At 43.8% G+C, this 12820-nt stretch carries 9 protein-coding genes; 4 read left to right on the forward strand and 5 right to left on the reverse strand.

The window, feature by feature from the left end:
* Positions 1-289: 289 nt before the first annotated feature.
* Entirely contained in the window at positions 290-1963 is a 1674-nt protein-coding gene (gene purH, locus AC1DBT_RS02610; RefSeq protein ID WP_480018461.1) for a bifunctional phosphoribosylaminoimidazolecarboxamide formyltransferase/IMP cyclohydrolase, read from the forward strand.
* Positions 1964-2067: 104 nt separating this feature from the next.
* Here the strand turns inward: purH and AC1DBT_RS02615 are convergent, their stop codons facing one another.
* From AC1DBT_RS02615 to gpmA, 4 genes are all read right to left on the reverse strand, one after another.
* Positions 2068-2679 (reverse strand): phosphoribosyltransferase family protein, encoded by a 612-nt coding sequence (locus AC1DBT_RS02615; protein ID WP_480018462.1) that lies wholly within the window; start codon positions 2677-2679, stop codon positions 2068-2070.
* Between the two features lie 37 nt (positions 2680-2716).
* Entirely contained in the window at positions 2717-3928 is a 1212-nt protein-coding gene (locus tag AC1DBT_RS02620; RefSeq protein ID WP_480018463.1) for an NCS2 family permease, read from the reverse strand.
* 243 nt (positions 3929-4171) lie between these two features.
* Entirely contained in the window at positions 4172-5512 is a 1341-nt protein-coding gene (locus AC1DBT_RS02625) for an FAD-dependent oxidoreductase (RefSeq protein ID WP_480018464.1), read from the reverse strand.
* A 286-nt stretch (positions 5513-5798) separates the two neighbouring features.
* Positions 5799-6560 (reverse strand): 2,3-diphosphoglycerate-dependent phosphoglycerate mutase, encoded by a 762-nt coding sequence (gene gpmA, locus AC1DBT_RS02630; RefSeq protein ID WP_480018465.1) that lies wholly within the window; start codon positions 6558-6560, stop codon positions 5799-5801.
* Positions 6561-6783: 223 nt separating this feature from the next.
* On the opposite strand from gpmA, the gene AC1DBT_RS02635 reads away from it, so the two are divergent.
* Both AC1DBT_RS02635 and AC1DBT_RS02640 read left to right on the forward strand, forming a co-directional pair.
* Complete coding sequence (locus AC1DBT_RS02635; RefSeq protein WP_480018466.1) at positions 6784-8250, forward strand: threonine/serine exporter family protein; 1467 nt, start codon at positions 6784-6786, stop codon at positions 8248-8250.
* A gap of 198 nt (positions 8251-8448) precedes the next feature.
* Positions 8449-9174, forward strand: coding sequence for an HAD family hydrolase (locus AC1DBT_RS02640; protein WP_480018467.1), 726 nt, complete (start codon positions 8449-8451; stop codon positions 9172-9174).
* A 212-nt stretch (positions 9175-9386) separates the two neighbouring features.
* Here AC1DBT_RS02640 and AC1DBT_RS02645 read toward each other — a convergent pair whose 3' ends face one another.
* The gene (locus AC1DBT_RS02645; protein WP_480018468.1) at positions 9387-11489 is read right to left on the reverse strand and encodes a class I tRNA ligase family protein; all 2103 of its coding nucleotides are present in this window, start codon (positions 11487-11489) and stop codon (positions 9387-9389) included.
* A gap of 142 nt (positions 11490-11631) precedes the next feature.
* Between AC1DBT_RS02645 and queA the strand changes: the two genes are divergently transcribed.
* Positions 11632-12801 carry a tRNA preQ1(34) S-adenosylmethionine ribosyltransferase-isomerase QueA gene (gene queA / locus AC1DBT_RS02650; protein WP_480018469.1) on the forward strand — a complete coding sequence of 390 codons (1170 nt, stop codon included), beginning with the start codon at positions 11632-11634 and terminating at the stop codon, positions 12799-12801.
* Positions 12802-12820: the final 19 nt, after the last annotated feature.

Below are 12820 nucleotides of genomic sequence, written 5' to 3' on the forward strand. Positions count from 1 at the left end.
GTAGGTTTATAACCTGCATATTTTTTCACGCCTTGTTGTTTTATACGCGGGTGTGATTTTTTGCGCTGCGCATCTTGATGGCGTATGTGCCCTTGTATTCCTTGCGTTATCTATAAAAAATTGCCGTTAGGTTACGATTTCTCGTTGTATTTGTTGGTTTAGCCCGTATTGCTGTTAGGTTTTATACAATGATGGTACGCAGCTTTTCCGACGCGTGGCTCTTCAGGCTTCGCATAAGGAGAAGAAGCACAAATCATATGGTGTACGTAGGAGCAATAAAGGGGTTTTTATGGCACAAACAGCTATTAGACGAGCTTTGCTTTCGGTTACCAATAAAGATGGAATCTGTGATTTTGCAGCGCATCTTGTGCATGATTTTGGGGTCGAAATTATTAGTACCGGGGGAACAGCGTGCGTCTTAGCAGAAGCTGGCATTCCACTTGTTGGTATTGAAGACTATACGGGCTCGCCCGAGATGATGGGTGGGCGTGTTAAAACGCTTCATCCGCGTATCCACGGTGGTCTTTTATGTAGAAGATCGTGCGAGGAAGATATGCGCGACGCAAAAGCGCAAAACATTCCGATGATTGATTTGGTATGCACCAACTTGTATGAGTTTGAAAAAGCAGTAGCACAAGACGGTTGCACCCTTGATAATGCAATAGAACACATAGATATTGGCGGTCCTTCGATGTTAAGAAGTGCCGCCAAAAATTTTAAATCGGTAACTGTCATATGCGATCCACATGATTATAAAGCGGTCCTTGACGAGATGAGTGCGCATAACGGCGCTACAACGCTGTCTTTACGTCAAAAGCTGGCGTATAAAGTTTTTGATCTTACATCGCACTATGACCAGGCGATTACCTCGTATTTAGCCAAAACACTTACGCTAAGCGATAACGTAGAGCCTTACGAGCCAACGGCAGACGTTGCAAGCAAGTCTGTAAGCGGCGAGAAAACATCTACAAGCTTGTGTGCCAAGGGAGAATTTCCTTCGCAGTTGGTGTGTGCGTTCGACAAAAAAATGGATTTACGCTACGGCGAAAATCCTCACCAGCAAGCAGCTTTTTACTGCGTAGCAGATGCAAATGAGCACAGTGTTGCACGCGCGCACCAATTACAAGGAAAAGAGCTCTCGTATAACAATTTGTTGGATACCGACGCTGCATGGAGTGCGGTTTGTGAGTTTGATGAACCTGCTGTTGTTATTCTTAAGCACCAAAACCCTTGCGGTTCGGCAACTGCTTTAGATGTAACCAGTGCTTATAAGCGCGCTTTTGCGTGCGACCCTAAAAGCGCATTTGGAGGAATTATTGCCGCTAATCGCGAAGTAGATCTTGATTTTGTAACCGAATTTGCCGACGTCAACAAACAGTTTGTTGAGGTGCTTATTGCTCCATCTGTAAGTGATGAGGCATCTAAACGCCTGTCTAAGCGCAAAAATTTACGCGTATTGGTAACAGGCGGACTTGATAAAGAACAAGCATGTGAACTTAAAAGCATAGGTGGTGGTTTGCTTGTTCAAACTCGCGATTGTGCGAGTGAAGATCCGCACACGTTTAAGGTGGTAACCAAAAAACAGCCTACCCAAAAACAGCTTGAAGATCTGCTGTTTGCATGGAAGGTTTGCAAGACCGTTAAATCGAACGCTATTTTGATTGCTAAAGATAAGGCAGGTTTAGGTCTTGGTTGTGGCCAGCCAAATCGTGTAGACAGTGCAATTATGGCATGTGAGCGTGCACATACAGCAGCTGCGCGATTGGGTGTATCCGCAGATAATTTTGCTTGCGCGTCTGACGCATTTTTCCCGTTTAGAGATGATGTGGACGAACTTGCGCGCCGCGGTGTAAGCTGCATTATTCAGCCTGGTGGATCCATTCGCGATGAAGAATGCATTGCAGCCGCTGACGAACACGGTATCGCAATGGTGTTTACGGGCGTGCGCCATTTTAGACATTAATGGATAACGCGCTTATCAGGTATAAGCGCGTTTAACACCTTTGATATAAGCTTTTTGGATATGCTTGTTTGCACAAGATTTTTTGTAAGCTACACGCTTATCAATTAAAACAGCGGCAATGCTTCAAGGTATATGATGTCGTCTCTTTTGGCGGCATCTCCTTCGGCAAGTATTGCCGCTTTTCCTATGATTTGAGCTCCTGCTTTTTGCGCTAAAAGCTCAAGCCCCTCAAGGCTTTCGCCGCTTGATATAACGTCGTCGATCAGTACAACGCGCCCATCTTTGATACGAGCTGCGTCTGGTTTATCTAAAAAGAGCTCTTGTTTTTGATGGGTTGTAATTGATCTTACGCTTACCTGTAGTGGATCATGCATATACGCTTTTTTTGATTTTCGAGCAATGATATAGTGTTCAAGACCTAATATACGTGACATTTCCTGTGCAAGTGGTATACCTTTGGCTTCGGCAGTCATAAGATAGTCTATATCGCGTGGCAATCTTTTTACGAGCTGTGCTGCTGCTCGAATAACAAGTTCGGTATCACCTAGAATCACAAAACTTGCAATGCGCGCGTGTGAATTTATACGTACGATAGGGAGTTTTCGCTTTATACCTGCTACACGCAAAAGATATTCGCTTTCAAAAGACTGATCGTCCATTTTTTTGACGTGAGGGAAGGCCAGATCGTCTGCTGCTGTATGCGTTTCTTGAGCCATATCATTTCCTTTCAAAAGGATTGAAAACGTTTGCGTTTTACATGCATAACCCTGCCGCGAAAAGTGATTTTAAAAGAATGCCTAAAACCATGCCAACAAAGGGATCAACAAAAGCGGTTCCACCTAACGTCACTGCCGCAATAATAGAATCTTGGGGATTACCAGTGCTAAAAGCTATGGGTGCGTTATTTCCAACCGTAACCACAATTCCTAAAATAATCAAAAATCCCGAGATAGATTGTGGCGGAATAAATTTACCAATTTTTGGCAGAAGACCGCAAAACAGCAAAGCACTCATAGTAAGCATCATGATAACGGCTGAATTTACAGGATGAGGGGCTGCTGCAGTTGCAGAAATAATTGCCTCTACAGGCGATCCTCCAAACAACGATGAAGCAATATCGGCAAGACTTGAATAAATAGAAAGTGTATCTATATTTTGTGTTCCGTGTGCAATATTTGCTGTAATGTTTCCAAAGGTAATATTTGCTCCTACGTTTAAGCAGGCTATAGCAAGCGAACCACGAATAATACGTGCATTTATGATGGGTTTCTTAAAGACAAAATTCTTTTTTATATGAGCGGTTAATAATCTTGCAAGATGTGCAAAGATGTTTTTATCGCGTACAGAGGCGGCGCTAGATTCATCTGGCTGCTTTGTTGGCGTTTTTTCATGCACGCTTTCTTGCATGGCAGAAGTTTCTGCATAAGCGCTCGCTGTGTTGGAACTTTTCTTGAGGTATTTAGTAACACAGAATTGAATAAAGCTCGAGATAAAAACACAGCCGCAAATGGTGTATATCAAATCGCGACCGAAGAAAAAATAAATAATTGCAGCACTTATAATACTTGAAAGCGCAACAACGCGCTCCTGTTTAATCATTTCAAAGGACAGCCGTCCCAAAACAATGCCAACCCCTGCCATCATTGCGTTTATGATAACAGGACCCGAAAATTTGACCGCTGCTTGTTGTAAGCCGCATATACCAACGATAACCATGATAATTCCTGCAAAGAAAACCATGGAGAGTTTTTCGCGTATGTCCTCGCTGAGCCTGTGTGTCATAACGATGGTTGACGCTTGAAAATTGATGGGAGCTAAACTGTTAAACCCATAACAGCAAATGGCTCCAATGAAAAATCCTAATGAAGAGGGGACAGTTGCATAGCCTAAAGACATTGCCAACAGTCCTTGAGGAAGGCCGTTGAGAATAACTCCAAGAGCTGCGAGAATATCGGTGATATCCATAAAAGAATTCCTTTCCTGTATGCGAAATACAAGAGCACGATTGTGCCCCTTAGACACTAGCACAAATACGTGTAACGTTATACGGTGTATACAAAAGCTTACGGCTTTGAAATTAAATTGTTACGCTCAGGAAATATTCGGTGAGTCAAGCAACATGATGTGCCTAGAGCGCTCATCCAAGCCATAAAAAACCGTACCTACAACTATGCAGGTACGGTATCACGTCAAAGATGTATAGACGCTTTAGTGTTCAGAAGCAGCTTTCATAGCAACCGAGCCTATGTAGTTTACTGGATTAGTAAAGTTAGGCTGGAAGAGCAAGTCTACTTGAGCAAGCTGGTCTACCGTCATGTGGTTTGCAATAGCAACTGAGACAACGTTTGCGGCCTGTGCTACATCATCGTGGGTTGAGAAGAACTGTGCACCTTTAATTTCACGTGTGCGAGGCTCCCATACCAGCGTTGCAGTAACTGGTGCGGTGGTGAGCATAAACTCAGGGCGATAATTTTCGGTAACGGTGGTGCTGGTAAGTTCAAGACCACGCAGCTTGCCTGTTTCCATAGTTACACCCGTTGAACTCATAGAGTAATCGTAAAGCTGAACAGCATTTGTTGCTTGCGTTCCTGCATATGCAACCGTGGGCTTTACCATGTTTGCACCAATAACAAGTGCTTGACGAACAGCATTGGTGGCCAGTGGAATATAGTCTTCTTTTCCAGTTGGATTAAACGTAATAGTTGCCGAGTCGCCTGCTGCAAATACGCCTGGCTCAGAAGTACGCATGTAATTATCAACGCGAATTGCACCGTTTTTAATCATATCAAGCTGACCAGTGAAGAGGTCGGTACGTGGCAAGAATCCAATGCCCAAAATTGCATAATCTGCTGTAAACGAGCCTTTTTCGGTAATAACTTTTACGCCGGTACCCGTATCTTCAAACGAAGTAACTTTTTGATCAAGTGCCAAATGCACACCGTGAGCTGTATAAACTTTCTCAAGCTGGTTGGTTACATCGGAATCAAAGTTTTTAGCAAGTACGCGGGGGAATGCGTCGATAAGAGTAACCTCTTTTTTAACCTCGCTAAGTTGCTCAGCAAGTTCGGCGCCAATGTATCCTGCACCAATAACGATAACGCTTTTTGCGTCTTTAGTTGCTTCTTTAATACGCTTGGCGTTATCCCAGTTTTTGCAAAGCAAAACATGTTTGCCGTCTATGCCGGGTAAAGGAGGAACAACAGGTTTAGAACCTGTAGTAATTACCAAGTAATCAAAGTTGTCCTCTGATTTTTCACCCGAAGTAAGATCGGTCCAGCAAACATGTTTTGTTTTAACATCTGCCGAGGTAACATCAGTTTGCATGTGTACGTGTGCTCCTGCATCTGCAAGTGCTCGTGGCGAACTGTAGAACATTTTTTGGGGGTCGCTTACATGATCGCCAACCCAAAGCGCAATGCCGCAGGACAAAAACGAAACGGTGTCATTGCGCTCAAAAACGTGCACTTCCCAATCGGGATGAGATTGAAGAATAGACGTGGTTGCAAAGACACCTGCATGTGTACAACCGATTACAGCAACTTTTGCCATAATAAAACCTCCTTTTAGGACTCCCATGGACGTAAATCGTCAGTGTTGTTGTAACACATGCACGCCCACATGAGCGCGTAAATTCGGTAGTTGGGCATAAAATAAGGCGAGTGTACGTAAGTACATCTCGCCTGAGTTCTTTTTGGAGCAAATGTATTGCAGTTGGTAAACATACTTGTGGCGAACTTGTTGAGCCCACCTTATGTTTTGCTACCGTGCTCATCTATTTTGATGTGTATCAATATCAGATGAATCACAAACGGTGTTTATGACATCAAGCACGTGACTATTTTTTAACCTTGCCCTGGTTTGCTACGGCGTTAATCTTTGCTTCGATAGTTGCAGGATCGCCGATGTAGTGTTTATCTAATACATTCCAGTCTTTATCAAAGGTGTATGCGCATGGAATACCTGTAGGAATGTTAACTTCCAAGATTTGCTCAGGGGTAAGGTGCTCAAATTGCATAACAAGTGCACGAAGGCTATTACCGTGAGCAGCAATAAGAACGCGCTTTCCTGCTTCCATCTGAGGCTTAATGGTTTGCTCAAAATAAGGCCATGCACGTGCGATAGTGTCTTTTAAGCACTCGGTGTAAGGAAGATCTACTTGAGGAACATCGCGGAACTGATCTTGAATGTGAGGATCGCGCTCATCGTTTGGTTGAAGTGCAGGTGGTTGAACATCAAACGAACGACGCCAAATTTTAACCTGTGCTTCACCGTGCTCTTCGGCAGCTTTTGCTTTGTTGAGCCCCTGAAGTGCGCCGTAGTGACGCTCGTTAAGACGCCATGTTTTATACACAGGAAGCCAGTTGCGATCCATTTCGTCTAATACGTGATTAAGCGTGTGAATAGCACGTTTAAGAAGTGAGGTATAGCATACATCAAAATCAAAACCTGCTTCTTTAAGGGCGCGACCTCCCTCGATGGCCTCTTTGTGTCCTTGCTCGGTTAAATCAACGTCTGTCCAACCAGTGAAGAGGTTGAGCTTATTCCACTCACTTTCGCCGTGGCGAATGATAACGAGTGTCATAGTGTCTTGCGCCATTGAATATCCTTTCGTATAAACGTATAGATCTTCGTATAATCATAACAAATTGACTGATAAGCTACAGCTCATCTGACATTTTTATGGTTCATACACATTTATTCTCGTTCAATATGTCTAAAAGGTAAAGTCATTGTTGCATATTCCTTGTATTTTGCGTATTTTGGTTCATTTGGAGTAATCTTAAATATGTTTTGTACATACATAAGGAGTTACAGAGCATATGAGCGAGTCTTCTAACTGCGTATATTCTAACAATCAGAAATCAGCGTGTACAACTTCGTCACCTGACGCTTCAGATTCTGCGGTATCGGTTGAACAAAGTGTACAAAATACACAAAGCGTTGCTAAAACACAGGTTCATCATCTTTCTCACCACCATCACATGCGTATTCGTTGGCATGAATTTTTTACAAGTAGCGATGACACCTGTATCCAAGACGCGCGTTTTCCCGAGCGTGCTGTGTTGGTTGGTCACATTGGCATGATGCTTCTTTCGTGCGGAACAGGAGCCTGGCGCGTGCGTGACGCCATGAATACCATTGCGCGCAATCTTAATATGACCTGTAGTGCCGATATAGGTTTAGTCTCGCTTGATTATACCTGCATAGATTGCGAAGGAAGAAGCTATACACAAGCATTGAGTCTTCCTTCTACAGGAGTCAATACCTCAAAGCTTAATCGTATGGAAGCGTTTGTGCGCGCCTTTGATAAAGACCATGGACAATGGAGCGTAGGCCAGGTACACCAAGCGCTTGATTCCATTGAGGCCATGAAAGTAAGATACAAGCCCTATCAGGTTGCGCTTGCTTCGGGTCTTGCGTGCGCAGGCTTTATCTTTTTGTTAGGCGGAGGCATATACGAGGTATTATGCTGCTTTTTTGGTGCGGCGGCAGGAAACTATGTACGCCGAAAAATGCTCGATCGAAAAATTACGCTTGTGGCCGATATTGCCGTTGCCGTCTCGGTTGCTTGCGCGGTGTATTTACTTTCGTACACAGTATTGTTTGAATGTCTGCGCGCTAATCCTCGACATTTGGACGGATATATTGGTGCGCTTTTGTTTGTTATTCCAGGCTTTCCGTTTATTACTTCAGGGCTCGACTTATCAAAACTTGACATGCGAAGCGGCATTGAACGCGCAGTATATGCACTTATGATTATTGCCGTTGCAGTGTCGGTTGGCTGGAGCGCTGCTTTGTGTTTGGATCTGCGTCCACAAGACTTTCTTCCTCTTTTAGGCTTAACGCCGCTTACCTTAACACTGCTAAGACTTTTGGCTAGTTGGTGTGGCGTATTTGGCTTTTCGATTATGTTTAATACCGAGCCAAAAATGGCTGCTTTAGCAGGAGTTCTTGGAGCAATTGCCAATACGTTGCGTTTGAGCTTAGTTAGTTGGACGCCTCTTGCACCGTGTATTGCTGCATTTTTTGGCACGCTTACGGCAGGTTTGTTAGCAAGTGTCGTGCGCAAAAAAATCGGATACCCACGCATTGCACTTACGGTTCCCTCTATTGTTATTATGGTTCCAGGATTATATATGTATCGCGCTATGTATAATTTTGGCGCGTTTTCGCTGGATAAGGGATCTTTGTGGCTGCTTAGAGCGGTATTAATTGTATTTTGCTTGCCGCTTGGCCTTATTGTGGCGCGTATCCTTACCGATCCAAAATGGCGTCACGCCGGATAGGTCTATGTGGTTGTAGGATACGTTTGAGCGCGCGAGTTGATGTTATAGCTGCATAACAGGCGTATCGCGTGCGTCTTGTGCGTTTTGTTGTGCTTGCATGAGTTTGAAAGAATTATGCATTGACAGGGTAGTATGTACTCATAACGTTTGTACGAGCCATGCTCCAAAACAGATACATATTTACAGAAAGTAGTTAGAGTGATTAAAGTCGATAATACACATAATGGCAGGTCTGTATCGCAGCCTCAAACGTCTGATGATTTAGCTTCTGCGCTACGTGCTTTTGACGCAGTTATTTTTGATTTTGACGGCACGCTTGCCGATACCTCAGAGCAAATTATTTCGGTTGCGCGTCAAGTGCTCAGCCGCTTTGGGCTTAGTCGGGAGCGCTTTGTTGATATTCCCCAACTTATAGGTCCGCCGTTTCCTCAGGCATTTGAGCTGGTATTTGGGTATTCGCCCGAACAGGCACAAGAAATTACCAAACAGTATCGAGCTATTTATTCAAAACTTGGACGTGACGCATGGCCATTATTTGAAGGCATCGATCCAATGCTGCACGAGCTAAAAAACGCAGGGAAAAAATTGGGTGTAGCAAGCTCTAAGCGCGATCATCTTTTACACCTTGCACTAGAAGAAAACGAAGTTGAGCAGGTATTTGATGTTATTTTGGGTAAGCAGGATGATTTGTGCGCGCCAAAATCACAAACGTTGCAACACGTTATCAACAAGCTTGGTGTGGACGCTTCACGCTGTGTTATGGTAGGAGACCGATTCTATGATGTAGAGGCTGCGCGCGCTTGCGGTATTGCTTCTATTGGTGTTTATTACGGTAAAACTGCACCTTGTGGCGAGCTTGAACAAGCAGGTGCAACCTTTATCGTGCATAGTGTTGAAGAGCTTAAACATGCACTTTTAAGCTAGCGTTATACGCATTTGCATGGGAAAACTGTTTACGCACAAAATTGCATAAGACTCATAAGGTATGTGTAAGGGGAATCACCAACATCGTGTGATTCCCCTTATTTAATTCCAAAATCTTTTTGGTCGCAACTTAAGATGCGTCAACTAGCTTCAACATAAATACGCTCATGGTGAAGTTGACGCTTCCTCCAGCTGCAGCGCAGTCTTACACGCTATTTCGTTTTCTTAAAGAAATCAAAATGCGCTGGTATTTCAACCAATTTATGAGCTGCTTCATCGTGAGTATATGTTTTTGCAAGTTCATAAGGTCCCATAAACGCATTCTCCCACGAGAAAAATACGCTACGATCAAAGCTCATATGGTCGCAAATAGTTTCGCAACCTGCAAAAACAGCAGGGTGCATCATAAGAGTGCAGGCGCGAAGCGCATAAAATGCATCGGCAAGTGCTTGTTGATACGCCTTGTCGTCATTTTTGTCATAAGCGTCTTTTGCGGCTTGTCCCCAAATCTTATTGGCACTGCGGCACAGTGCTTCGGCATGACCGAGTGCAGTATGTGCGTCTGCAACTGCGGCTGCTTGCTCAAAATCAAGCAGAGCTTTTTGACATGCCAGCTTTGTAGCTTGACTTGCATCAACATGCGGCAAGCAGCCATCACAAGCCTTTTGCGCGCCATAAAAACAGCTACGTGCCAGTCTGTTAAAGATATTAGTGAGAAACGCGCTTTCTTTAAGAGCTGGATCAACAACACGTGGATCGTCTTTTACCATAACGTCTATGCCCGTTTTTTTATCGGTATAACTTATGGAAGTATCAAACGCTTTGGGCGAAAAACTTACTGCTTTTTGATCAAGCGCAAGTGACAACCAATGTGCTCTGAGTTGTTCTGCACTATAGTTTTGGAGCAATTCTTCTGCCATAGGTGGCTTGATAGCGCTTGAACTTGATGCCTTTTTGTTCATAAACAAAATATGATAGTTAGCAACAGGGGTGTCGGGGAATAAATCGGCGTCAAGCGCCTTCCAAAGGGCAGGCTGGGCAACACAATAAAAGAAGATATTATCCTGACCCATAAATTGATATACCTGCGCGTCTTTAGCACACCAAAAGTCATGCCAGTCGTGAGAAGAAAAGCAGTGTGTATCAAGGCTTTCATCCAGCATAAGTGCTGTTTTGGTAAACGATATAGGAGCCCATAGACTTTCAGGCCAACACCACACAGTTAAATCTTGCGCCTGAGGTAGTGCAGAGGCTTTGACACCCCAAGGAATGTTTCCTGTAATACGAAACGGCAAGAGTGTTTTGCCTGTTCTAAACCTAATTTTGGCGGCTTCAAGTTGCGTGCGTGCAGTATCTCTGTCTTGCCAGTTGCTAAATTCAATTGAGAATGATTGCTGATTTTCTCGAGCTTCTACAAGTGTATAGGCTGGTAAAGCGTCTGAAATCTTATCAAATGCGTCTTTAAACTTATTTTGAATATAAATCACGGGAGTAGCGAGTGACTCGCGCACCGTATTGCATACAACGCTTCGGACGTGGCAATCATGATCCCATGCGTCTACCAGCTCTGTAAGATAACCCTTAAAAGCAGGCAAATCAAAATACCAGTTGTCAACAGGCTTAAGAATGGGTTGTGTGCCGCTTAATTGCGACACAGGCGCAATAAGTTCTTCAGGATCAAACTGATGTCCTAAATCGCACTCGTCTGCATAGGCTTTTTCGGATTTGCAGCCACGAACAGGGCAGCGTCCAATGACTTGACGGCCATTAAGAAATTGTTGAACTTTTTCGTCAAAGAATTGTCGTGTAGAACGCTTAGTAAGATAGCCGTTTTGATACAGGCGCTGCAAAATAAAGTTGGTAATTTCTTGATGAACGCTTGCAGCAGGTTCTAAGCCCGAACCTAAATAAAGGTCAAGCGAAATACCATATGCGTCGAGCGCACACTTTTGATCCTCGTGATTTTTTATAACGTAATCATGTATGCTGCCTTTGTAACCACTATCTTTAAGCTTACGATGGCCTTCCATGATAGGCGAACCAAAACAGTCTGTTCCCGAAACAAAAACTACGTTTTCTTTACCAATACGATCACGCAAAAAGCGCGCAAAGAAATCTGCTGGTACAAAAACACCGCCTATGTGTCCAAAATGTAGATTTTTGTTGCCGTAGGGCATACCGCAGGTAACAACAGCACGCTTGGGAAAGTGCGGACGCACGGAATTGTTAGGTGTAAGGAGATCTTGGTTTTGTGCTTGTGGAGAGGCATTTGAAGAGGGGTTTGTAGTAGAAGTTGTTGAATTTTTGACAGTCATAAATGTTCCTTACATGTTGTTGGTAACTTACGCCAAGCCACAACTATTGTGACATAATCATTGTGACATAGTTATTTTGAATAGCTATCATATATCTGATTTATACATGACCTTTGTATTATTTTACAACTGATATGGAGAAATGATTGTGTGTACTGATGATTTTGATTATGTCTTACCGCAAGAACGTATAGCTCAGCATCCAATTGAGCCGCGTGACGCATGTAAGCTGTTAGTGCTTCATCGCACTACAGGCGAAATAGAACATCGTCACTTTAGAGATATTGCAGATTATATGCAAGAAGGCGATCTGATCGTTGCCAATAAAACAAGGGTTTTACCTGCACGTTTAGTAGGACTTAAGCACGGTGGCTCTGCTGCGTGCGAAACGCTTTTGCTTAAACGTCGTGAAGATCTTGACCCTATGGGTTCGGTTTGGGAGTGTTTGGTTAATCCTGGTAAACGCTTAAAACTTGGTGCGTGTATTGATTATCGCGCAGGTGGTCTTCATGCACCTGCTACCGCAGACGTTGTGTTACGTGCAGAAATTATGGATTATCTTGAAAATAACCGTGGCGGAAGACTGGTCAAGTTTACGCCAGCACAAGGATTGAGTTTAGACGAGGCAATACATCAGGCAGGTCATGTTCCTCTGCCGCCATATATTACCAATTACGAAGGCGACCCCGAAAAATATCAGACGGTATATTCCATGAAGGAAGAGCATTCTGCCGCTTCGCCAACTGCAGGTTTGCATTTTACACCAGAGCTTATTGAACGTATTAAGCAAAAAGGCGTGCAATGGAAAACGGTTGAGCTTGAGGTTGGTATTGATACCTTTAGATTGGTCGAAGAAGACGATCCAACCCAACATGTTATGCATACCGAGCGTTATCACGTGCCACAAGATGTTGTCGATGCCGTACACGCCACAAAAGCTGCAGGACATAAGGTTATTGCTATTGGAACAACATCGGTTCGCTCGCTTGAGAGTGCATTTGATTGCAATGCCGTATGCTCTGACCCTGCGCTTTGTGCCCTCAATTTTGAGCACGCACAAGATTCGTGCTTGCTTACGCACCGCGGTGATATTGTCAAACGAGAAAATGCAACAACTGATTTGTATATTATGCCTGGATATACCTGGCATGTTGTTGATTGCATGGTAACTAATTTTCATGTACCACGTTCAACGCTTATGATGATGGTATCTTCATTTGCATCGCGTGAGCTTATTATGAAAGCTTATCAAGAAGCAATCGAGCATGAATATAGGTTCTTGTCATTTGGCGACGCTATGATTATGCTGTAACGCGCATCCGCGCAAGAAC

It is taken from the genome of Fannyhessea sp. C0108B2 (genome assembly GCF_056583915.1).